Here is a 22738-nt window from a genome sequence, read left to right as displayed (position 1 = left end):
GCGGCGAAACACCGGCGGTGGACGTGTGTGCGTCATTCCAGAGGACTGCGCTCCCGACAGGTTCGCGCTCTCGCGCGCCGCCGGGTTCCGGGTCTTCGCTGCGCTTCGCCCGGAATGGCGATAGCAGTGGGAGCGACCCCGGTCGCCGGCCTTGCCTTCGCCGCCGCCTCTGCCACTGTCCGCCGTCGCATCTCCGGGAGCCCGCCATGATCCGCACCGTCCTTCTGACCACCGTCGCCGCCGCCCTCATGGCCGGGCCCGTTCTCGCGCAGAGCGCAGACGCCGCGGGCGAGGCGCAGGTACGGCGGATTCTGGAGCGGACGCCGTTGATCGACGGGCACAATGACCTGCCCTGGGCGCTGCGCCAGAACCACGGCAATGATCCCCATGCGGTGGACCTGACGACCAACCTCGACGCCTCGACCCCTTTGCACACCGACATTCCCCGGCTGCGCGCCGGCGGCATGGGCGGGCAGTTCTGGTCGGTCTATGTGCCGGCCTCGATGACCCCGCCCGATGCGGCCGTGGCGACCTTTGAACAGATCGATACGGTCAAGCGGCTGGTCGCTGCCCACCCCGAGGTGTTCGAGCTGGCCACCACCGCCGACGACATCCAGCGCATCCACCGTCGCGGCCGGATCGCCAGCCTGATCGGCATGGAAGGCGGCTATTCGATCGACGACTCGCTCGGCCTGCTGCGCGAGTTCTATGACTCCGGTGCCCGCTACATCACCCTGACCCACTCGAAGACGACCACCTGGGCGGACAGCGCCACCGACGCGCCGAAATGGGGCGGGCTGTCGTCCTTCGGCGAGGACGTGGTCCGCGAGATGAACCGGCTGGGGATGATGGTCGATCTGAGCCATGTCTCGGAAGAGACCATGCTCGACGCCATGCGGGTCTCCGACGCGCCGGTGATCTTCTCCCACTCCTCGGCCCGGGCCGTGACCGCCCATCCGCGCAATGTGCCCGACAGCGTCCTGCGGCAGATGCCCGCCGACGGCGGAGTGGTGATGGTGACCTTCGTGCCGGGCTTTGTCTCGGAAGCGGTGCGGACCTGGAACAGCGCCCGCTCGGCCGAGGACGCGCGGCTGAAATCGCTGAACCCCGGCGATCCCGCGGCGGTGACGGCCGGTCTGGCGGCCTGGACGACGGCGCATCCGCAGCCGGTCGCCACGATCGCTGACGTGGTCGCCCACGTCCAGCATGTCCGCGACGTGGCGGGCGTCGACCATGTCGGCCTCGGCGGCGACTATGACGGCGTCGATTCCCTGCCGGTCGGGCTGGAGGGGGTGGACGCCTATCCCCGCCTGCTGGCCGCCCTGATGGCCAATGGCTGGACCGAGGCAGACATCCGCAAACTGGCCGGCGAGAATGTGCTGCGCGTCATGCGGGCGGTGGAGGCGGTGGCGGCGAGCAAGCGGGGCGAGCGGCCGGGCCTCGCGCAGCTGCCGGCGGCTGCGGCACCGGAATAGGAACCGCCCCACCGGGAGAAGGATCAGGGTTGCTGCCGCAACCCCTCCCACAGGGCGATCCCCGCGCTGACTGACAGATTCAGCGACCGCGCTTCCGGCTGGATGGGAATCACCACGCGGGCGTCCGCGGCTTCGTGCACGAAGTCCGGTGCGCCGGACGGTTCGCTGCCGAACAGCAGGACGTCGTCGGGGCGGAAGACGAATTCGTTCAGCGGCGTCGCGCCCTTCGTCGTGAACAGGACCAGCCGACCCGGCTCGCGGTTGCGCTGGAAGGCGTCCCAGTCGGCGTGCCGCGTCATATGGCCCAGCGGGCCGTAATCCAGCGCGGCGCGCTTCATCGCCCGGTCGTCGAAACGGAAGCCGGCGGGCTCGATGATGTGCAATTCCATCCCGAAACAGGCGCTCAATCGGATGCAGGCGCCGACGTTCTGGGGAATGGCCGGTTGAAAAAGGGCGAGACGCATTCTAAGGCCCTCATACGCGCGGCCCGGGGGCTTGTCGCGGCTCGAAATGCGACCGTTTCTCAAAGGGGCGGTACTGTTTGCGGCGATGAGCCGCAACGCCGGGCCGGGTCAGACCAACGGGAAGGCGCTAAAGCATCCATGCCGCGATTGATCGGGCCCTCACGGTCCCGGGCTGCGGCGTACGAGGAGTAAGACGTGGCCGAATCGGTCGTGACTGAGAACGGTGAAGGCGGCGACGCCACCCGTCGGGACTTCATCCATATCGCGGCCGGTGCCGCGGCTGTGGGCGCCGGGGCCATGCTGGCCTGGCCTTTGATCAATTCGATGAACCCGGCCGCCGATACGCTGGCGCTGGCGTCGATCGAATTCGACATGACCAAGGTCCAGGAAGGCCAGCAGATCGTCATCAAATGGCAGGGCAAGCCGGTGTTCGTGCGCTACCGCACCCCGCGCGAGCTTCAGGAGGCCACTTCGACGCCGCTGTCGGCGCTGAAGGACCCCCAGGCCGACGCCGACCGCGTCAAGGACGGCCATTCGCAGTATCTGGTCGTTCTGGGCAACTGCACCCACCTCGGCTGTATCCCGACCTTCGGCTCGGGCGATTTCGGCGGCTGGTTCTGCCCCTGCCACGGCTCGCACTACGACACCTCGGGCCGCATCCGTAAGGGTCCGGCACCCAAGAACCTTGTCGTGCCGGAGTACGCCTACCTCTCCGACACCCGCATCAAGATCGGCTGAGGGCGAGACCGATGAGCGACCACGAATCCACCTACGTCCCGAAGACCGGCATCGAGAAATGGCTCGACACCCGTCTGCCGATCGTCCGCTTCGGCGCTGACTATCTGGCGCTGCCGACGCCCCGGAATCTGAACTACTGGTACACCTTCGGTGCCATCCTGGCCCTCTGCCTGGTGATCCAGATCGCCACCGGCGTCATCCTGGCCATGCACTATGTGCCCAACACGGAAATGGCCTTCGCCTCGGTCGAGCGGATCATGCGCGACGTCAACGGCGGCGACCTGATCCGCTACACCCACGCCAACGGCGCCTCGATGTTCTTCATCGCGGTCTATCTGCACATGCTGCGCGGCCTCTACTACGGCTCCTACAAGGCGCCGCGCGAGATGATCTGGATCGTCGGCTGCCTGATCTTCTTCCTGATGATCGCCACCGCCTTCCTCGGCTACGTCCTGCCCTGGGGCCAGATGTCCTACTGGGGCGCAGAGGTGATCACCAATCTGATCGGGGCCATCCCGGTCGTCGGCGAGCCGATCCTGATCTGGCTGCGCGGCGGTCCGGCGATCGACAACGCCACCCTGAACCGCTTCTTCTCGCTTCACTATCTGCTGCCGTTCGTTATCGCCGGCTGCGTGGTGTTGCACCTGTGGGCCCTGCACACGGCGGGCCAGAACAATCCGGTCGGGATCCTGATCCCGAAGGACCGTCAGGCCAAGGACACGGTGCCGTTCCACCCGTACTATACGGTCAAGGACGGCTTCGCGATCATCCTGTTCCTGATCCTGTTCGCCGTGTTCGTCTTCTTCATGCCGAACGCCCTGGGTCACGCCGACAACTACATCCCGGCCAATCCGCTGGTCACGCCGGCGCACATCGTGCCCGAGTGGTACATGCTGCCGTTCTACGCGATCCTTCGCGCCATCCCGGACAAGTTCGGCGGCGTGATGGCGATGTTCGGCGCCATCGGCGTGCTGTTCGTCCTGCCCTGGCTGGATACGTCCAAGGTGCGCTCGATGCGCTACCGCCCGACGATGCGGACCTTCTTCATCCTGTTCGTGATCGTGGGTCTGATCCTCGGCTGGTGCGGTGCCCAACTGCCCGACGCGCCGGTGATCGGCGACTTCAAGACCTTCATCCTGATCGACGGGGACCTGAACAGCTATCTGTGGCTGACCCGGTTCGCGACGGCCTACTATTTCGCCTTCTTCCTCATCATCATGCCCCTGGTGGGCCTGCGCGAGACGCCGCAAACGATCCCGGCGACGATCTCGGAGCCGGTCCTGTCGGGCACCGAAGAGACGAAGGGCTGAGCGGGACCATGACCCTCAAGACGAATATCCGCGCCATGAAGAAGACCCTGGTCCTGATCGCCGCTACCGCCGGCCTCACCTTCGCGGCCCAGCCCGCGCTGGCGGCCGGCGAGGGCCACGCCCTGCGCAACGGCGGCTTCAGCTTCGAAGGGCCGTTCGGCAGCTTCAACCAGGGCCAGCTGCAGCGGGGCTACAAGGTGTATCGCGAGGTCTGCGCCTCGTGCCACAGCATGGACCTGATGCATTTCCGCACCCTGGCCGAGCCGGGCGGTCCGTTCTTCGACGCGCATCAGGCCAGCCCGGCCGAGAACCGTTGGGTCAAGGCCATCGCCAAAGAGGCCCAGATCGCGGACATCGACACCGAGACCGGTGAGCCGGTGATGCGCGACGGCACCGCCGCCGACCGCTTCCCCAACCCCTATCCGAACGCCACCGCCGCGGCGGCTGCGAACGGCGGGGCGGCTCCGCCCGATCTGTCGGTCATGGCCAAGGCCCGCCACGGCGGCGCCAACTACATCTACTCGCTGCTGACCGGCTACGCCGCCGTGCCGCAGGGCCTGCAGATCCGTCCGGGCCAGTACTACAACGTCTATATGGCCGGCGACCTGACGCCGTTCATGCCCGAGGGTTCCCATGTGCCGCCGGGTGGCTTCATCGCCATGCCGAACCCGCTGACCGCCGGTCAGGTGACCTATGACGACGAAACCGTCGCCTCGGTCGACCAGATGGCCAAGGACGTGGCCGCCTATATCGCCTGGGCCTCTGACCCGCGTCAGGTCCAGCGCAAGCAGAGCGGTCTGGGTGTGCTGATCTTCCTCTTCATCTTCGCGGGGATCACCTATCTGAGCTACCGCCGGATCTGGAAGGGCGTCGCCCACTAGGGCCTGCCGCTCCGAACCTGAATGGATGACCCGCCGGCGCACCAGCGCCGGCGGGTTTTTCGTCTGCGCCCGCCGCATCGACACCCGGCGGACGGCGCCCTAACGTCCGGGCCTCTGATTTCGGCTGAGGGTGTTTCCGTTCATGCGTCTGTTTTCGACCGCCGCCGTGCTTGCCGCCGGCACCCTGATTTCCGGCTGCGGCGCCATGGGCATGGGGGGCGACGCCGCTCCGATCGCCCCGGCCGCGACGTTTGAAGCCGCCCGCCTGTCCGAGCATGTGCGGGTGCTAGCCGATGACAGCTTCCAGGGTCGGGGTATCGCCACCCCGGCCGAGGACATGACCATCCGCTACCTCAGCGAACAGTACGCCGCAGCGGGCTTCCAGCCGGGCGGCGTGAACGGCTCCTGGACCCAGGACGTGGCGCTGAACCGCTTCACCGCCTCCAATTTCCGGGGCGTTCGCCTGAACGTCGGCGGCGAGGCCATCCCGCTGACCCAGGGCCAGCAGATCACCATCTCGACCCGCCTGCCGGGCGACCACGTCATGCTGACGGACGCGCCGCTGGTCTTCGTCGGCTACGGTATCAAGGCGCCCGAGCGGAACTGGGACGACTTCAAGGACGTCGACGTCCGCGGCAAGGTCATCGTCGTGCTGGTCAATGACGCCGACTTCGAGGAGCCGGCGCTGAACACCTTCAACGGTCGGGCCATGACCTATTACGGCCGCTGGACCTACAAATACGAGGAGGCAGCCCGCCAGGGCGCGGCCGGCGTGATCATCGTCCACGAGACGGCTCCGGCCTCCTACGGCTGGGCCACGGTCCAGAACAGCTGGTCGGCTCCGCAGTTCGACATCGTCCGCGCCAACGCCGCCGCCGAGCGGGTTGGTATGGAGGCCTGGTTGCAGCGCGATGTCGCGGTCGACCTGTTCCGCCGTTCTGGCCTGGATTTCGAGGCCCTGAAGGTCGCCGCGCGCAGCCGCGACTTCCGCCCGGTGGCCCTGACCGGCGTGACGTTCAGCGGCATGTTCGACGTCGCCACCAGCCGCGTCGTCACCCACAATGTCATCGCCCGCCTGCCGGGTTCGACCCATCCGGACGAGACCATCCTCTACACCGGCCATTGGGATCACATTGGCGTCGGCGAGCCTGACGCCAATGGCGACGCCATCTTCAACGGCGCGGTCGACAACGCCACAGGCACCGCCGGCCTGCTGGAACTGGCCCGGGTCTGGGGCGCGGGCCCGCGTCCCGAGCGGTCGATCGTCATGATCAGCTTCACGGCGGAGGAGAGCGGCCTGTTGGGCTCGGAATTCTACGCCGCCAATCCGGTCTATCCGCTGGCCACGACGGTCGCGGGCTTCAACATCGACGCCATGAACGTCTATGGCCGCGTCGCCGACGTCGACATCATTGGCTCGGGCCAGTCGGACCTCGACGCCCGCGTCACCGCCGAGGCGACGGCGCAGGGCCGGACCGCCAAGCCCGACGGCAATCCGGCCTCGGGCAGCTATTTCCGCTCGGACCATTTCCCGCTCGCCAAGCGCGGCGTGCCCATGGCCTATGTCGACGGCGGCGGAGCCTTCCGGGACGAGCCGATCGCCGCGCGCGATGCCGCCCGTTCAGAATACGGCTCGCGCCGCTATCACCAGGCCGACGATGAATGGTCGCCGTCGTGGGACCTGAGCGGCCAGGTCGAGGACCTGCAGCTGATCTTCAACATCGGCCGCGACCTCGCCAACAGCCGCGACTGGCCGGAATGGATGCCGGGCTCGGAGTTCGGCCCGGCGCGCGCGCCGAGCGCGAGCCAGCGGCGGTAGGGTCCACATGACCAAAACTTAATGGGCGGTCCTGCGGGGCCGCCCTAGAGTGCGCGCCATCAATCCGGGGATGGAGCCTTCCGTATGTTTCGCAAGATGATGGGCGGCGTCGCCGTCGCCGCCGTGCTGCTGTCTGCCGGCATGGCTTCGGCGCAGGACTTCTCCGCCGCGCGGATCAGCGACAACATCCGCACCATCAGCGCCGATGAGTACCAGGGCCGCTATCCCGGCACCGAGGGCGAGCGGATGGTGCTGGCCTGGCTGCAGGCCCAGTACGAGGCCATGGGGCTGGAGCCCGGCGGGCCGAACGGCCAGTGGCTGCAGCCCGTCTCGCTCAAACGCTATTCGCCGGTCGCGGGTGCCACCGCCGCCTGGACCGGCCCGGACGGGACGAGCCATACCCTGACCGTCGGCACCGACATCACCGTGCGCGCGGTCACCAACGACGGCCGCGCCGCCATCCAGAACGCCCCCCTGGTCTTCGCGGGCCACGGGATCTACGCCCCCGAGCGGAACTGGAACGACTACGGCGACCTCGATGTGCGCGGCAAGGTCGTCATCCTGGTCGGCGGCGAGCCGGAGGGCGAACTGTTCAACGGCCAGTACGCCACCAACTACCAGTCCGGCGCCTACAAGGCGGACGAGGCCTTCCGCCGCGGTGCCGTGGGCGTCATCACCCTGGTCATGGGCGACGCCGCCTCGCCCATGTGGCAGGGCGCGCTGCGCGGCAACGGCCGGACCCGGACCCTGACGCCCGGCGCGGCCAACCTGGAGTTCTCGGGTGCCATCAATCACGACGTGGCGGGTCTCTGGGCGGCGGCGGCGGGCCTCGACATCGCCCGCCTGCCCAACATCGCCGACGGCACCTTCAAGGCCGTGGCGCTGGACGGCGTCACCCTGTCGGTCGAGGCGTCCGAGACCATCGAGACCCTGGTCACCCACAACCTGCTGGCCCGCATCCCGGGGACCGAGCATCCGGACGAGACCATCATCTATTCGGCCCACTGGGATCACGTCGGTGGCGTCGAGCAGCATCCGACGGTGACCGGCGACCAGATCTGGAACGGCGCCTGGGACAATGCCTCGGGCACCATCGGCGTGGTCGAGATGGCCCGTCAGCTGAGCGCCGCGCCGCGGCCGAAACGCTCCTTCGTCTTCGCCCATATGGCGGCCGAGGAGATGGGGCTGCTGGGCGCCTATGGCTATGCCGCCAATCCGGTCTGGCCGCTCGAGACGACGGTGGCCGACATCAATATCGACATGCTGCCCCTGTCGGGCTCGACCCGCGACATTCCAATCTTCGGCAAGGGCCAGAACGATCTCGAGGACCGGCTCCAGGCGCTGGCCGAGCCGCTGGGCCGCTACGTTTCGGACGACGGCATGCCGGAGCAGGGCTTCTACTATCGGTCCGACCACTTCCCCTTCGCCCGCATGGGCGTGCCGGCGATCATGCCATGGCACGGCTGGGACTGGGTCGAGGGCGGGCGTGAAGCCGGCGAGGCCGCCTGGCGCGCCAAATTCGCGGCCGACTATCACAAGTCCAGCGACGAATGGTCGGCCGATCTCGACTTCACCTCGGCGGTCGAGAACCTGACCCTGCTGTATCACCTGGGTCTGGACCTCGCGAACAGCAGCGACTGGCCCGGCTGGAAGCCGACCTCGGAGTTCGCCGTGGTCCGCGCCCGCTCGGACGCCGCTCGCCAGTGAGCGTGACGATCCGCCCCCTGACCGGCGACGGCTCGCCGCCGGTCGAGGGGTCGTATCCGCAGGCCGTCGAGGTCACGGGCCCAACCCGCTGGCTGTATCTGTCGGGCCAGATTCCGGTCGCGCCCGACGGCGCGCTGGCGGCGGATTTCACCGGCCAGTGCGATCAGGTCTGGGACAATGTCGAGACCCAGCTGGCCGCGGCGGGCATGACGCTGGACAACCTCGTCAAGGTCACGACCTTCCTGTCGGACCGGGCATATGCGCTGGAGAACCGCGAGGTTCGTATCCGTCGGCTCGCAGGGCGTCAGCCGGCGCTGACGGTGATCATCACCGGCCTCTTCGACGAGGCCTGGCTGGTCGAGATCGAGGCCGTGGCGGCGGCCTGAGGCGCGGAATGCCGCGTTGCCTGCCGGCATCAACCGCCGCACTCTCGGCCCATGACCCGCTGGTCGCCGCAGCCCGCCCCCGATGAGCCTGACGGCCTGATCCTGTTCGACGGGGTGTGCGTCTTCTGCTCGCGCTGGGTGCGGTTCGTGATCGAGCGCGATCCGGAGCGAAGATTCCGGTTCCTGGCGATCCAGTCGGAGCCGGGCCGGGCCCTGGCGGCGCGGTTCGGCATCGATCCGGAGTCACCGCAGACCAATGCCGTGGTCCGGGGCGGGCGCATCTTCTTCAAGTCGGACGCCGCCCTGACCGTCCTTGGCCAGTTGCGGGCGACGCGGCCGCTGGGATGGCTGAAGGCCGTGCCGAGGCTGGTGCGTGACCCGGCCTATGACCTCATCGCGCGCAACCGCTACCGCCTCTTCGGGCGAACAGACGCCTGTATGATCCCTGCGCCGGAGGACCGGTCGCGCTTCCTGGGGTGACCCGGTCGGGACCACATGACCGCGATTTAAGCTGACAGCTGACCCGTCCGGGCGTCATCTCCGCACGTCAGGGAGGACACCGTCATGAGCATCGACCCCGCGGCCGAGACCGCGCGCTGGCTGGCGACCATTTCGCCGGAGGACCTGGAGCGGGCCGTGGCCTACACCCGCGGCGGCCACTGGCTGCTGTTATGGGGGGCGATCGTCGCGATCGTCGTGGCCTGGATCATCATCCGTACGGGCGTCCTCAGCGGCATCCGCGACCGGATGGAGCGCCGTCGCAAGCGGCCGAAGCTGGTCTCGCTGGTCGTGGGGGTGGTCTGGATACTGATGGATTTCGTCCTGACCCTGCCCTGGGCGATCTATCAGGCCTGGTGGCGCGAGACGCAGTACGGACTGACGGAGCAGCCGCTGGCGGGCTGGCTGACCGAGGCGTTGATGGAAACCGCGATCACGGTCGTCTTGCTCGGCCTGCTGATCGTCGGTCTCTACGCGATCATCCGGCATGCGCGGCGGCTGTGGTGGGCGTGGGGCGCGGGGCTGACGGCGGTGGCCGTGGTCTTCATGATGATCGTCTCGCCGATCCTGTTCGAGCCCCTGTTCAACGACTACACCCCGGCCCCGGACGGGCCGATGCGCGACGCCGTGGTCGAGCTGGCGCATGCGACCGGCACGCCGGACGACAAGATCTACATCTATGACGGCTCGAAACAGTCAGACCGCTACACCGCCAATGTCTCGGGCCTGTTCGGCTCGGCGCGGGTCGCGATGAGCGATGTGATGTTCGCCAAGGGTGCCGACCTGGCCGAGGTGCGCGGGGTCGTGGGCCATGAGATGGGCCACTATGTCCACATGCACTCGCTGTGGATGGCCGGGATCATGATCCTGCTGGCGGGGCTGGCCTTCTGGCTGATCGACCGGCTGTTCCCGGTCGCGAAGCGGCTGCTGGGTGCGGGCCGGGTGGGCGACATTTCGGACCCCGCGGGCCTGCCTGTGCTGGCGGCGATCGGGGCGGTCATCGGCCTGCTGCTGACGCCGGTGACCAACACCATGATCCGGGTGATTGAGCAGGACGCCGACCAGTTCTCCCTGACCCACGCCAATGAGCCGGACGGGCTGTCGAAGGCATTGATCAAGACCGCGGAATATCGGGCCCCGTCACCGTCGGCGATCGAGGAGATCCTGTTCTACGACCATCCCTCGGTCGAGAACCGTATCCGCATGGGCATGGAGTGGAAGGCGACGCATCCGGCCAATGCACCGGCCCCGGCGGCCGTGGCCCCGGCGGCTGCGGCGCCTACGCCGACGCCGTGAGGCCGGGACGCTCGTTGTCCCAGATCATGTGCAGGATGGACCACAGGCCGTCCGGGCCCCGGCAAAGCTGGATCGAATTGATCCCGCGGCGCTCGGGCTCGGCATCCTCCGGCCGGGTGCGGGCCTCGTAGATCGACCAGACGTGGGCCATGTTGCCGAACTCGCTGATCCGGCGGCTGATCTCGACCTCGAAGAAGCCGTTTTCCGCGAAGAAGGGCGTGACGTTTGCCTGATACTCCTCCCGGCCCATGACGATCATGGTCGGGCGGCCTTCGGCGTCGAGGCCGGTGCGGGCCTGACGGCTGTCGGGGTGAAAGATCTCGCGCTGGGTGGTCCAGTCGCGCGGCCCGGCGGGGCCGGAGATGCAGGCGTACATGGCGTCGACGACGGCACCGATGTCGCTGCGGTCGACCATCAGCCGCGCTTCCGCACGAAGACGGTCCCGGCGGAATAGCCGGCCCCGAAGCTGCAGATCAGGCCGGTATCGCCGGGGGCCATGTCCTGCTGGCGCAGGTGGAAGGCGATGATCGAGCCGGCCGAGGAGGTGTTGGCGTATTCATCGAGGATGATGACGTTCTCTTCCGGCGTCGGCTCGCGGCCCAGCACCTTGCGGCCGATGAACTGGTTCATGTTGATGTTGGCCTGGTGCAGCCACATCCGCTTGAGGGTCGCGGGGTCGATGCCGAGGTCCCGGGCGTGGTCGACGATCATGTCCGAGACCATCGGCACCACGTCCTTGAAGACCTTTCGGCCCTGCTGGATGAACAGTTTGTCGGCCGCGCCGATACCCTCGGGGGCGGCGTTGTTCAGGAAGCCGAAATTGTTGCGGATGTTGTTGGAGTAGATGGTCTTCAGCCGGGTGCCAATCACGTCCCAGCCGCCGGGGCCAGCCTGGTCCGAGGCCTCGACGATGACGGCGGTGGCGACGTCGCCAAAGATGAAATGGCTGTCGCGGTCCTTGAAGTTCAGGTGAGCCGAGCAGACCTCGGGGTTGACCATCAGCACGGCCTTGACCGAGCCCGAGGCGATGAAGTCGGCGGCGGTCTTGATGCCGAAGGTGGCGGAAGAGCAGGCCACGTTCATGTCGAAGGCGAAGCCCTCGATGCCGAGAGCCTGCTGCACCTCTATGGACAGGGCCGGATAGGGGCGCGGCATGTTGGAGGCGGCGCACAGGACCGCGCCGATCTCGCTGACCGGCTTGCCCCAGGCGGCGATGGCCTGACGCGCGGCGGCGACGGCCATCTCGGCCATGATCGACAGGTCGTCGTTGGAGCGCTCGGGAATGTTCGGGGCCATGCGGGCGGGATCGAGGACCCCCGCCTTGTCGAGCACGAAGCGCGACTTGATGCCGGAGGCCTTCTCGATGAACTCGACCGAGGAGGGGGTCAGTTCGGCGACGTCGCCCTCGGCGATTTCGGCGGCGTGGTCGGCGTTGAACCGCTCGGCATAGGCGTTGTAGGCGGCGACCAGCTCGGCGTTGGAGATCGACTGTTCGGGGGTGAACAGGCCGGTGGCGGCAATGACGGCATGAGACATGAGACGTGGGGCCCTGACGCTCGCGGCGCGGCCGCTCGCTGCTTGAGGGCAGGGGCCGCGTTCTGTTTCTGGACGGACTAGATAGGCCTGTCTCCGGGCCGCGTCGAGGCCGCCTCGTGGCGGGCCAGAAGGCGGTGGGCGGCGTCGAGGTGGAGGCGCTCGACCATGCGGTAGCCGACGCGGATCGCACCCTTGCCCTCGGCGTCGGCGGAGGCGAAGGCATCGACGACCTCGCGGGCCCGGACCACCTCCTCGGACGACGGGGAGAAGGCGGCGTTGGCGGCGTCGATCTGGGCGGGGTGGATCAGGCTCTTGCCGTCGAAGCCGAAGGCGCGGCCCTGCCGGCATTCGGTGCCCAGCCGGTCGGCGTCGTCGGTGGCGTTGACCACGCCGTCGATGGCCAGCAGACCGTGACCGCGCGCGGCGGCGACCACGGCGGCGAGCCAGGGCTTGAGCGGCTCGCGGTCCGGGCCGAGGACCAGGTTCATCCGCTCGCCGAAATCGTTGATGCCGAGCATCAGGGCCGCCAGCGGGGCACCGGCCCCGGCGATGGCGTCTAGCCGCAGCACCGACAGCGGCGTCTCGACCATGATCCACAGGCCAACGCCGGCGGGCAGGCGGGCGGCCACTTCGCGGACGGCCTCCGGGCTCTCGATCTTGGGCGCGACCACGAAGTCCGGCTTCAGACCGGCGAGGGCGGCGAGGTCGTCGGCACCCCAGACCGTGTCGAGGCCGTTGATGCGAACCCCGACGCGCGCGCTGAACCCGCCCGCCCTGAGCGCGGCGACGGCGGCCTGACGCGCCTCGGCCTTGGCGTCGGGCGCGACGGCGTCCTCGAGGTCGAGGATCACGGCGTCGGCGTTCAGGCCGCGCGCCTTCTCGATCGCTCTTGAATTGCTGGCGGGCAGATAGAGAACAGAGCGGGTCAACTCGATTGGCCGCGCTCGTCGACCCTGCGGGATCTCCCGATCCGACGCGGCCGGCATCAGACCTTGCCCGTGACCGGGATCAGCGCCCCGGTGATGGCCCGGCTGCCCGGGGCGGCCAGGAACAGCATGACGTGGGCGAGGTCTGACGGAGCGACCCATTTCGTCGGGTCGGCGTCGGGCATGTCCTTGCGGTTCTGGGCGGTGTCGAGGATCGAGGGCAGGACGGCGTTGACGGTCACAGACGTGTCCTTGAGCTCCTCGGCCAGACTTTCGGTCAGGCGGTGGACGCCGGCCTTGGAGGCGGCGTAGGCTCCCATGCCGGCCGCGCTCTTCAGCGCCGCATTGGCCCCGACATTGACGATCCGGCCCTCAGCCGAGGCCTTGAGATGGGGCAGGGCGGCGCGGCTGGCGTTCAGGGCCGTGGTCAGGTTGAGCGCGAACATCTTTGCCCAGGCGGGCTCGGCGTCGTCGGTGGTCTGCCATACGAAGCCGCCGGCGATGTTGAGCAGGGCGTCCAGTCGGCCGAAATGCGCGACCACGGCGTCGATGGCGGTCTTCGCCGCGTTCGCGTCGGTCAGGTCGACGCCGCCCAGTTCGAGCACGCCGTCGGGCGCGGACTGACCCGAGGCATGGTCGATGACCGCGACCCTCAGCCCGTCGGCCAGGGCCGCCTCGACCACGGCCCGGCCCAGGACGCCGTGGCCGCCCGTGATTGCGATCACCCGATCAGACATGGCCCACTCCTGAAAATTGCAGCCCGATCACTCCATAGCGTCCGGCTGCCGATGAAAAAACACGCCGCGAAGCGTCCGCGTCGTTTGCCTGACTCAGCCGAATACCCGGGCCATCAAACCTTCGAGCGCATGGGCGTCCAAGGCGTCAAAAGCGGACGTCTCGGTCGCGTCGACATCAAACACGGCGATCAGCGCACCCGAAGCGTCGAACACCGGCACCACAATCTCGCTGGCCGAGCGGCTGTCGCAGGCGATGTGGCCGGGGAAGGCATGGACGTCGGCGACGATCTGCGTCGCGCGATCCTGTGCCGCCGTCCCGCAGACGCCGCGGCCGAAGGCGATTCTCAGACAGCCCAGGGTGCCCTGGTAGGGACCGACCACCAGTTCCTGGGTCTTGTCCGGGTCGACCACGTAGAAGCCGGTCCAGAAGAAGACGGGAAAGGCGTCGGCCAGCATGGAGGCGACGGTGGCCATGCGCGCGGTGCGGTTGGGCTCGCCGTCCAGGACGGCCAGGATCTCGGCCTCGACCTCGGCATAGCGGGCGGCCTTGTCGGCGGGTCGATCGTCGCGGGCGGCATAGGCCATCAGGGTGCTCCAGGGGTCCGGATGCCCCATATAGGAAGCCTTCCGCCGGCTGGCGAGCGGGACGTTTCCCCTGACAGGCGAGTGACCAAGCTGCTGATTCCCGTGGAAAACTATCTGCGGGTCACAAAAAGGCCGCTATGCGGCAACGCTTTATCGCAAACCGGCGTTTACCTTGACAGATGGTTAACGGGGCCGGACTGTCCCGCTTGCGCGAAGTAGGCGCAATGGGCACGTGGCTGCCCGCTTTAGTCGTACGAGGGGGAGTATGAGCGAGGGTCGATCCAACCAGGAAGGCGGCTCCCGTTTCGGTCGGGGCCGCGGTCCCGTCGCCATCGCCGCGGTCGCGGGCGTGCTCGCGCTGACCGCTGTCGGCATGGTCTCGTGCGGCAACAGCGGCGGCAATGGCGTGCAGTTCTGGCAACGCAATGACGCCGCCTCCAACGCCTGCCCGCGCCCCGCGTCGCTGACCGGGTCCGAGTTCAACGCCCAGGAAACCGGCTTGCGGGCGCTGCGCCGCGCCGCCTTCCGTGGCGACTTCTTCGCCCAGCTCGAGCTGGGCGGGCGCTATGCCGCGATCCGGGCGACCGACAAGAACATCGAGGATCCGATCGAAAGCGCCACCTGGTACGCCATGGCGCTGGCCAACAACGAGGGCTACGCCCCGATCAACCGCGTCGACCGCGGCGGGTTCGGCGGCTGGCGGCCGCTGTCGAAATACGACGACTGCCGCGCCTGGGAACGTCACACGGCCTACCAGAAGCTGGACCGCCAGCTGGGCCAGATGACGCGCGAAGAGCAGGAGGCGGTCCGCGACCGCGTCATCTATGTGCTCTCGACCCAGGACGCCTACGGCTACCGCACCCTGGCGCGGCTGCACGACGGCCTGTACGGCCCGTTCGGTGAGCCCGAGGACAACCGCGAGGCCCGCGAGGCCTGGGGCCGCAACCCCGGCGGCAACAGCCGCGACCGCAACCGGCGCGGCTACTATGCGGCGACCAACCTGTTCCAGCGCAACGACGTCGACGCCTATCTGTACAACTACCTCGCAGTGCAGACCGGCGATGTCGGGGCCTATGTCCTGCTGAGGGATTTCGAGCGCTCCGCCCCGAGCCGCGACACCTATCAGCGGTTCGTCGAGACCAAGGCGCGGCAGTGGACGCCGCCCTTCGAATTCTACCCCAACACCGCGCCGCAGTCGGGTGTGCCCTTCTCGGACGAAAGCCGTCCGCGCGGCGACGCCTATGAATATGCTCTGGGCCGGATGGGCACCGAATTGCCGTTCCTGCACGTCGGCCGCGCCATGCGGTATCTCGGCGTCAGCGAAACGGTCGCCCTGCGGCCTGAGGACCTGTCCAAGCGTCAGGTCGAGACGCTGGAAGCCATGCTGGGCCATCCGATGGAGGGCCGGCTCTCACATCTGGAACGCGTCCGCGCCATCCAGCTGGCCGCCATCAACGGCTCGTCGGAAGCCCAGCTGGTGCTGGCGGTGATGTATGCCGAGGGTGTCGGCCTGCCCGCCGACTACGCCCGCGCCTTCAAATGGTTCGAGGAGGCCGCGCGTCAGGGCAGCCCCGAAGCCAAATTCGCCATGTCGAGCTATTTCGCGCTCGGCGTCGCGGGGGTGGCGGACCAGGACAAGGCCCAGGCCGTGGCCCTTCGAATCGACTCCGCCCTGTCCGGCTTCGGCCCCTCGGCCGGCCGCCTGCAGGCGGTGCTGGCCCAGGTCTCCCGTTCGCAGCAGCGCCGCTAAGGAGGGCGGAAGCATGATCACCCACCGCACCTCTAACCGCACCATCCTCAGCCTGATCGGCGGAGCCGCGGCGATCGCCGTGGCCGTCACCGCCTTCGCCATGGGGGACGGGCCGGCCCACGCCCAGGTCGCCGCCAAGGTCGAGAGCCAGACCCGCCCGAATTTCGGCGTGCTGCTGGACCCGCCGACTCGCAGCTCGCGCAACCGGCGCTCGCAGCATCGTCGCTACGACTACGGCCAGCACCGGCCTGACTGGCGGCCGGGGCCCCTGCGGCCGGGCGGCGAGGAGATCGTGCTGATCGACTGCGGCGGCAATCCCGGCACCGGGGCGGTCGAGGACGCCGTGCGCCGGGTGCGCCCGGGCGGCACCCTGGTGATCCGCGCCCGCGGCGGTGCCTGCGTCGGCTGGCTGAACATCGACAAGCCGCTGACCATCATCGGCGAGGGCGGCTTCGATCCGCGTGACTGGGGCAGCAATCCCGAGCCGACCCTGATGGCTCCGGACGGCCTGCCCTGCATGACGGTGTCGCAGGGCGTGCGGGTCGAGATCCGCGACATGATCTTCGCCTCGCCGCGCGCCGGCGACGCCGCCTGCATCGTCAGCTACGGCGCCGAGATCGTCATGAACCGGGTCGCCTTCCGCCACGGCGGCGACGAAGCGGCCATCTATGCCGACGGGGGCCTGATCGACCTCCGCAACGCCATCATCGACGCCCAGACCATCGCGCCGGCGATCGTCGCCGACGGCGCGGTGCTGAACGCCTGGGAGCTGGCGGTCACCGGTGCCCAGTCCGGGCTCGAACTGGCACCGGCGGGTGGACAGACCTCGCGCCTGACGAACGTCACACTGAAGGGCACGGGCGCGCCCAATGCCTTCGGACCGCGGTCGATCGGCATCGTCATTCGCTCCGGCCGGGAATACGGCCGGGTCGAGATCGAGAACACCGCCATCCTCGGCTATGTCGAGGGCGTGGCCATCGAGGGTGCCTCGGTCAACATCACCAACAGCCGCGTCGGCCGCTCGGACAAGGGCGTGGTGCTCTACAACGGCGAACTGCGCCTGACCGACAGCCGCATCCGTGCGAGCGAGGTCGGCGTCGCCGCCGCCTCCGGACATGCGGTGGTCGCCAACAACGTCTTCTCGGGCGTGCGCGAGGTGATCTACGCCGAGAGCCGCGCCTCGGTGGAAGCCAGCGGCAACCGGGTCTGGTCGCGCTATCTGTGCAGCGCCCAGTTCCGCGACCGCTATCGCGGCCGCTACGAACCCTACTGGCGCGACGGCGACGGCTGGCAGTGCATGTACGGCGCCTATCCGCAGAACTGGTGGGACGACGAGGACGGCCTGCTGGGTCTGCCCTACCAGGACGACGGCTATCAGCTGGATGGCTATCGCGATTACCAGAGCGGCATCGGCTACTACACCCGCGACGGTCGCTACGTTCGCGACGAGCGCAACCGTGGCGACAACCGCTGGCGCGGCGGCGGCGGCTTCTTCAACCGCTGACGTCGGAACATCGATACGAGAACGGCCCCGGCGCATCGCGTCGGGGCCGTTTTCATGTGGTGGTAGGCGCGGAGGGACTCGAACCCCCAACCAGACCGTTATGAGCGGTCGGCTCTAACCATTGAGCTACGCGCCCTCCGGGCCGCGCCAACCGCCTAGCAGGACGGCCCGCGCATTGCCAAGCGCCATGGTCGCGACGCCAGCCTGTCGCCGATTTCATGCCGATGAACGGAACCTGCCAGGGGGGCGCGCGCGTTCATTCAGGTGCAAACCGCCAAGGTTCGGCCACGGCCAGCCGACATGATCGGTGCCGACGGATCGTCCTTGTTCACTGGAGACTACCCCATGACCCGCAACACCCGCGCCCTGATGCTCGGCGGTGCCCTGATGGCCGCCGTCGCGATGAGCGCCCCGGCCGCCATGGCCCAGTCGCAGCCCGAGGGCGGCGCGCCGATGATGGTCCACGCCATGGCCAGCCAGCCCGCCCTGAACCTGTCGGCCTATGGCGAGGTCAGGATCGCGCCGGACATGGCCACCATCAGCTTCGGCGTGGTCACCGAAGCGACCACCGCCGCCGAGGCGATGCAGATGAACGCCACGCGGATGAACCAGGTCATGGCCGCCCTGCGCCGCGCCGGGATCGAGGCGCGCGACGTCCAGACGTCCGGCCTGAACCTGTCGGCCCAGTATGACTACGTCCAGAACGAGCCGCCGCGGCTGCGGGGCTATCAGGCCTCCAACCAGGTGACCGTGATCATCAATGATCTGACCAAGGTCGGGACGACGGCCGACGCCGTGGTCGCGGCGGGCGTCAACCAGATCAACGGCATCGGCTTCGGCCTGAAAGACCCGTCGGCGGCCGAAAACCAGGCCCGGCAGATCGCCGTGCGCAATCTGCAGGCCAAGGCTTCGCTCTACGCCCAGGCGCTGGGCGTGCAACTGGGCGGCATCCGCTCGCTGACGGAAGGCGGCGGCTATTCGCCCCAGCCGCAGGTCATGTTCGCCCGCGCAGAGATGGCCATGGATTCGGGCGGCTCGACGCCGGTCGCGGCCGGCCAACTGACGGTGCGGATCGACATCACGGGCGTGTACGATCTGAACCGCTGAGGGTGAAGCGGGTGGTTGGTGGTTGGTGGCGGGTGGTTGACGCAACGGCGTTTGCCGCCGGATCCCAATCACCAATCACCAATCACCAATCACCAGTCACCGCTCAATCGCTCCCGCGCGCCAGCATCAGGCCAAGGGCCAGGTTCAACACATTGGCGACCAGGGCGATGGCCAGGCGGGTGACGGAATCCAGCTCCATCCAGAACAGCGGCCCGCTCCAGGGCAGGCCGGTGATGGAGAGAGGCAGGAAGGTCACGTCGTTCGGCTCCAGGCCGAGCGCCGTCAGCCCGATCGGAAAGGCCAGCATGGTCGCGACGACGGAGGCGAGCACGAAGGCCCCGTACAGGGGCCAGCGGACGGCGCGAATGGTGCGTTCCATGATCATCCTCCGGACGCGGAGGGGAGGCCGGAACCCGGCCGCCGTCAAGCAGTCACTCTATCTCGAAGACGACAATGACCCGGGCCGTGGTCTCAACGGGCTCAGGCGCGACCGCGATGGACACGGCCTGTCGGATGCGGCTGCCCGTTACCACAACCTCATCGATATCCATGGCTTCGCCCACGTTGTCGCCATAGCGCGGGGCCGATGGATCCTGAATGCGCAGGATGCCGACCAGTCGACGTCCTGAGGCCTGCGAAAGCCTCTCGGCCTGAACCTGCGCGTCTGCGAACGCCGCTCGATTGGCCTCCGCTCGCAACGCCTCGGGGCTGGACAGGCTGTAGTCATCCAGCCGCGCCGTCGTGGCCCCGAGCTCGGAGGCCAGCGAGATCGCGTCGCCCGCCCGTTCGGCGGGCATGCCTTCCAGCTTGAGTTCCGACGTCGCGAACCACGCGAGGACCGGACACTCCTCGTCCCGCCGGGCGTTCTGCTCGCACTCGGGATCATGGAGTGTATCGAGGGCGATGTTGCCCGTGGTCACGCGTCCGCGCGCAAGGCCCTCAAGCTTCGGCCAGGCCTCGATAAGGCGTCCCTGGGCCTCGGCCAGCGAGCGAAGCGCTTCGTTTTGGGTCGCCCCGCGTCCCCGCACGCTGGCGTCGACGGTGAAGGTGTCCGGCTGGGCAGACGCGCGCCCGTTCCCGGTCACCACGATGGTCGGGCGATTGGCGAAACTGTCCTGTGCCGCCGCGGGCGCGGCGAGTGCGGTCGCGGCGACGGCGATGCATGCGAGCGTCTTCATGGTGTTCTCCTCCTGGTTGAACCAGGAGAAGGCGTCAGACCCGAAGCGTCAAGCGGCGCGCTTGATCTCGTTGCGGTCGTCCAGCAGCACCACGGTCGGTGACCACTGGCGGGCTTCTTCTTCCGGCATCTGGCCATAGGTCACGACGATGACCTTGTCGTTCTTCTGGACCAGTCGGGCGGCGGCACCGTTGACGCCGATGACCTTGGATCCCCGCGGAGCCTCGATGGCGTAGGTGGTGAAGCGCGCGCCATTGGTGATGTTCAGCACATCGACCTGTTCGTGCGGAAAGATGCCCGCAGCGTCGAGCAGGTCGGCGTCGATGGCGATCGAGCCCTCATAGTCGAGGTCGGCCTGGGTCACCGTCGCGCGGTGCAGCTTGGCCTTCATCAGGGTGACCAGCATGGGGAGTGCGGTCCGGATGTGACGCGGGGCGTTCGGCCCCCGCTCGCAGACCGCTCATATAGGGGCTTCAGAACCCGCCATCAATCGTTGTCGTTGCAACGCAGCATGGGATGTTGCGACGCGGCTCGCCCGTTACGGGACGTTCATTTGACGGTGACGTCCGCCGCCCTATGGTCCGGATGTGGCCATGACCCGGCCCGTGCTCCGGACGACTCCCCTCGCCATGAAGCAGTTTTTCCTGACCATGCTCGGCGTTTTCGCCGGTCTGCTGGCCTTCTTCCTGATCGGCATCGTGATCCTGTTCGGATTCATCGGCGCGGCGATCAGCTCGGCCTCCTCCTCGGAGCCGGCACCGCATAACACGGTGCTGGAACTGGACCTGCGCGAAGGCGTCACGGACCAGGCCCCGAACAATCCGTTCGCCATCTTCGGCGGCTCGGGTCTGTCCACGCTGCAGATCGTCGACACCCTGGCCCAGGCCGGGGAAGACGACCGGGTCAAGGTTCTGCTGGTCCGCCTGCCGGAGGCTGGCATCACGCCCGCCGCGGCCGACGAGATCCGCCAGGCGATTCGCCGCTTCCGCGCCTCGGGCAAGGTCGTCATCGCACACAGCCAGGGCTTCCAGCCGGTCGGGGCGACGGTTTCCAGCTATATGATCGGCGCTTCGGCCTCCGAACTGTGGATGCAGAACACTGCCGCCTTCCAGATGACCGGCTTCTCGGCCGAAAGCGTCTTCCTGGGGCGGGCCTTCGACAGGTACGGCGTCAACGCCGAGTTCGAGCAGCGCTACGAGTACAAGAACGCCGTCAACGAATACACCGAGAGCGACTACACCCCGGCGCACCGCGAGGCGATGACGGCGTGGATGACGTCGATCTACACCTCGGCCCTGGCCAATGCGGCGCAGGACCGGCGGATGACCCCGGCGGCAATGCGCACGACTATCGAGGCCGGTCCGTATTCGTCGGCCCAGGCGCTGCAACGGCGTCTGATCGACAAGATCGGCCAGGTTGAAGAGGCCGAGGCCGAGGCGAAGCGCCGGGCCGGCCGCAACGCCGGGATCATGGAATTCGCCGACTACGCCGCGGCGCAGGGTTCGCGCGACGGCTCCGGCCGCAACGCCATCGCCATCGTCGGCGGCGAAGGCGCGATCATGACCGGCACGGGCGGCAGCGCCGACCCGTTCGGCGGCGGTTCCTCAATCATGTCGGACGATCTGGCCGAGGCCCTTTACGCCGCCATCGAGGACGACAGCGTCAAGGCCATTGTCTTCCGTGTCTCCTCACCGGGCGGTTCGCCGGAAGCGTCCGAGCAGATCCTGGCGGCGGTGCGCGCGGCCAAGGCGGCGGGCAAGCCGGTGGTGGTGTCGATGGGCGACTATGCCGCCTCGGGCGGCTACTGGATCAGCTCGGAAGCCAGCTGGATCGTGGCCCAGCCCTCGACCCTGACCGGCTCGATCGGCGTCTATGGCGGCAAGTTCGTGCTGGCCGATGCGCTCGGCCGGTTCGGTGTCGACATGCGCAACCTGTCGGTCGGCGGCGACTATGCCGAGTCCTTCTCGCCGGCGCAGGACTTCAGCCCGGCGCAGCGCGCAGCCTTCGCGGCCCAGATCGACCGCACCTATGAAGAGTTCATCGCCCGCGTCGCGGCCGGCCGTCGCCTGCCGCCCGCCCGGGTGCGCGAGATCGCACGCGGCCGCGTCTGGACCGGTGCCCAGGCCCGTCAGATCGGCCTCGTCGATCAGCTGGGCGGACTGGAAGAGGCCGTCGCCAAGGCCCGCGAACTGGCCCGTATCCCGACCGGGGATTCGGTGCGGTTCAAACGCTATCCGGAAGCCCGGTCGCCGTTCGAGGCCCTGTCGCAGGCGTTCGGCGTCTCGGGCGAGGCGGCGCGGGTGCTGGTCGGGATCGGCGGGGTCATGAACGACCCCGTCGCCGAGGCGACCGTTCGCCGCATCCAGACCGACCGGGCCCGGGGCGCGGGCGCTTCCGTGCTCGCCGACCAGCCTTACTGAGGCTGAACACTCGCCTGTGAAGGGGCCGGTCATTGACCGTTCACCCGAGCGGACCGACATTGAGCGTCCGACGTTGTTGTTACAGCGTCCCTGAAGGTGATTTGATGACCGAGTCCGACCGTCTGATCTTCGGCCCGTCAGCGCGCCGTCCGTCGAACGGACTGCTCGCGCCCGTCATGTGGCTGGCCGGCGTCATCGCCACGCTCGTCGCCATGACGGTTGGTGCCGTGCTGGCGGTGTTCACCGCCGTGGCCGTGGCCGTGATCGCCCTGTTCGCCGCCGTTCTGGTCTTCTTCGCCGGCCTGGCCATGGGCGCGCGCCGCAAGTCCGTCGTCCGTACCCGCCGTGCCGATGACGTCATTGAGGCCCGCAAGGTCGACGGCGCCTGGGTCGCCTACGGCTGGGAGCGGCCGGGCCGGTAA

General features: G+C 68.3%; 23 protein-coding genes and 1 tRNA gene. 14 read left to right on the top strand and 10 right to left on the bottom strand.

Annotated features, from left to right (window positions below; all coding sequences use genetic code 11):
- Window positions 1–206: 206 nt before the first annotated feature.
- Window positions 207–1475 carry a dipeptidase gene (locus KB221_12680; protein WIY68929.1) on the top strand — a complete coding sequence of 423 codons (1269 nt, stop codon included), beginning with the start codon at window positions 207–209 and terminating at the stop codon, window positions 1473–1475.
- A gap of 23 nt (window positions 1476–1498) precedes the next feature.
- Here KB221_12680 and KB221_12675 read toward each other — a convergent pair whose 3' ends face one another.
- Window positions 1499–1939 carry a tRNA (cytidine(34)-2'-O)-methyltransferase gene (locus tag KB221_12675; protein ID WIY68928.1) on the bottom strand — a complete coding sequence of 147 codons (441 nt, stop codon included), beginning with the start codon at window positions 1937–1939 and terminating at the stop codon, window positions 1499–1501.
- A 195-nt stretch (window positions 1940–2134) separates the two neighbouring features.
- Between KB221_12675 and petA the strand changes: the two genes are divergently transcribed.
- From petA to KB221_12635, 8 genes are all read left to right on the top strand, one after another.
- Window positions 2135–2677: a ubiquinol-cytochrome c reductase iron-sulfur subunit gene (petA, locus tag KB221_12670; protein WIY68927.1), complete on the top strand. Its 543-nt coding sequence runs from the start codon at window positions 2135–2137 to the stop codon at window positions 2675–2677.
- 11 nt (window positions 2678–2688) lie between these two features.
- Window positions 2689–3987, top strand: coding sequence for a cytochrome b N-terminal domain-containing protein (locus tag KB221_12665; protein ID WIY68926.1), 1299 nt, complete (start codon window positions 2689–2691; stop codon window positions 3985–3987).
- 35 nt (window positions 3988–4022) lie between these two features.
- On the top strand, window positions 4023–4868 hold the full coding sequence (locus KB221_12660; protein WIY70924.1) for a cytochrome c1: 846 nt from the start codon (window positions 4023–4025) through the stop codon (window positions 4866–4868).
- 142 nt (window positions 4869–5010) lie between these two features.
- Window positions 5011–6687 (top strand): M28 family metallopeptidase, encoded by a 1677-nt coding sequence (locus tag KB221_12655; protein ID WIY68925.1) that lies wholly within the window; start codon window positions 5011–5013, stop codon window positions 6685–6687.
- 84 nt (window positions 6688–6771) lie between these two features.
- Window positions 6772–8394 (top strand): M28 family peptidase, encoded by a 1623-nt coding sequence (locus KB221_12650; protein ID WIY68924.1) that lies wholly within the window; start codon window positions 6772–6774, stop codon window positions 8392–8394.
- On the top strand, window positions 8391–8780 hold the full coding sequence (locus KB221_12645) for a RidA family protein (GenBank protein WIY68923.1): 390 nt from the start codon (window positions 8391–8393) through the stop codon (window positions 8778–8780). The genes KB221_12650 and KB221_12645 overlap by 4 nt, the downstream gene beginning before the upstream one ends.
- A 51-nt stretch (window positions 8781–8831) precedes the next feature.
- Window positions 8832–9260, top strand: coding sequence for a thiol-disulfide oxidoreductase DCC family protein (locus KB221_12640; protein ID WIY68922.1), 429 nt, complete (start codon window positions 8832–8834; stop codon window positions 9258–9260).
- Window positions 9261–9344: 84 nt separating this feature from the next.
- Window positions 9345–10574, top strand: coding sequence for a M48 family metalloprotease (locus KB221_12635; protein ID WIY68921.1), 1230 nt, complete (start codon window positions 9345–9347; stop codon window positions 10572–10574).
- On the opposite strand, the gene KB221_12630 is transcribed toward KB221_12635, so the two are convergent.
- From KB221_12630 to KB221_12610, 5 genes are all read right to left on the bottom strand, one after another.
- A complete protein-coding gene (locus tag KB221_12630; protein WIY68920.1) occupies window positions 10558–10989 on the bottom strand; it encodes a hypothetical protein in 432 nt (143 codons plus the stop codon). The genes KB221_12635 and KB221_12630 overlap by 17 nt on opposite strands.
- Complete coding sequence (locus KB221_12625; protein WIY68919.1) at window positions 10989–12110, bottom strand: beta-ketoacyl-ACP synthase III; 1122 nt, start codon at window positions 12108–12110, stop codon at window positions 10989–10991. Before KB221_12625 ends, KB221_12630 begins: the two co-directional genes overlap by 1 nt.
- Before the next feature lie 77 nt (window positions 12111–12187).
- Complete coding sequence (locus tag KB221_12620) at window positions 12188–13039, bottom strand: CoA ester lyase (GenBank protein WIY68918.1); 852 nt, start codon at window positions 13037–13039, stop codon at window positions 12188–12190.
- Between the two features lie 56 nt (window positions 13040–13095).
- Entirely contained in the window at window positions 13096–13773 is a 678-nt protein-coding gene (locus tag KB221_12615; protein WIY68917.1) for an SDR family NAD(P)-dependent oxidoreductase, read from the bottom strand.
- 93 nt (window positions 13774–13866) lie between these two features.
- Complete coding sequence (locus tag KB221_12610; GenBank protein WIY68916.1) at window positions 13867–14358, bottom strand: GAF domain-containing protein; 492 nt, start codon at window positions 14356–14358, stop codon at window positions 13867–13869.
- Window positions 14359–14623: 265 nt separating this feature from the next.
- On the opposite strand from KB221_12610, the gene KB221_12605 reads away from it, so the two are divergent.
- Both KB221_12605 and KB221_12600 read left to right on the top strand, forming a co-directional pair.
- Window positions 14624–16108 (top strand): tetratricopeptide repeat protein, encoded by a 1485-nt coding sequence (locus KB221_12605; protein WIY68915.1) that lies wholly within the window; start codon window positions 14624–14626, stop codon window positions 16106–16108.
- 13 nt (window positions 16109–16121) lie between these two features.
- The gene (locus KB221_12600) at window positions 16122–17612 is read left to right on the top strand and encodes a hypothetical protein (protein ID WIY68914.1); all 1491 of its coding nucleotides are present in this window, start codon (window positions 16122–16124) and stop codon (window positions 17610–17612) included.
- A gap of 60 nt (window positions 17613–17672) precedes the next feature.
- On the opposite strand, the gene KB221_12595 is transcribed toward KB221_12600, so the two are convergent.
- Window positions 17673–17748 (bottom strand) — tRNA-Ile (locus KB221_12595).
- A gap of 209 nt (window positions 17749–17957) precedes the next feature.
- Here KB221_12595 and KB221_12590 point away from each other — a divergent pair.
- A complete protein-coding gene (locus KB221_12590; protein ID WIY68913.1) occupies window positions 17958–18719 on the top strand; it encodes an SIMPL domain-containing protein in 762 nt (253 codons plus the stop codon).
- Between the two features lie 103 nt (window positions 18720–18822).
- Here KB221_12590 and KB221_12585 read toward each other — a convergent pair whose 3' ends face one another.
- The 3 genes from KB221_12585 to KB221_12575 are packed head-to-tail and all read right to left on the bottom strand — an operon-like array spanning window position 18823 to window position 20302.
- A complete protein-coding gene (locus KB221_12585; GenBank protein ID WIY68912.1) occupies window positions 18823–19098 on the bottom strand; it encodes a hypothetical protein in 276 nt (91 codons plus the stop codon).
- A 52-nt stretch (window positions 19099–19150) separates the two neighbouring features.
- The gene (locus KB221_12580; protein ID WIY68911.1) at window positions 19151–19897 is read right to left on the bottom strand and encodes an SIMPL domain-containing protein; all 747 of its coding nucleotides are present in this window, start codon (window positions 19895–19897) and stop codon (window positions 19151–19153) included.
- Between the two features lie 48 nt (window positions 19898–19945).
- Entirely contained in the window at window positions 19946–20302 is a 357-nt protein-coding gene (locus KB221_12575) for an aspartate 1-decarboxylase (GenBank protein ID WIY68910.1), read from the bottom strand.
- A gap of 223 nt (window positions 20303–20525) precedes the next feature.
- Between KB221_12575 and sppA the strand changes: the two genes are divergently transcribed.
- Together sppA and KB221_12565 are read left to right on the top strand one after the other, a co-directional pair.
- Entirely contained in the window at window positions 20526–22316 is a 1791-nt protein-coding gene (gene sppA / locus KB221_12570; protein WIY68909.1) for a signal peptide peptidase SppA, read from the top strand.
- Between the two features lie 104 nt (window positions 22317–22420).
- Window positions 22421–22738 (top strand): hypothetical protein, encoded by a 318-nt coding sequence (locus KB221_12565; protein WIY68908.1) that lies wholly within the window; start codon window positions 22421–22423, stop codon window positions 22736–22738.

The organism is Aquidulcibacter paucihalophilus (assembly GCA_030285985.1).
GTDB lineage: Bacteria > Pseudomonadota > Alphaproteobacteria > Caulobacterales > Caulobacteraceae > Brevundimonas.
Note: the sequence above shows the minus strand (reverse complement) of the source record. Positions and strands in the feature narration are given on the sequence as shown.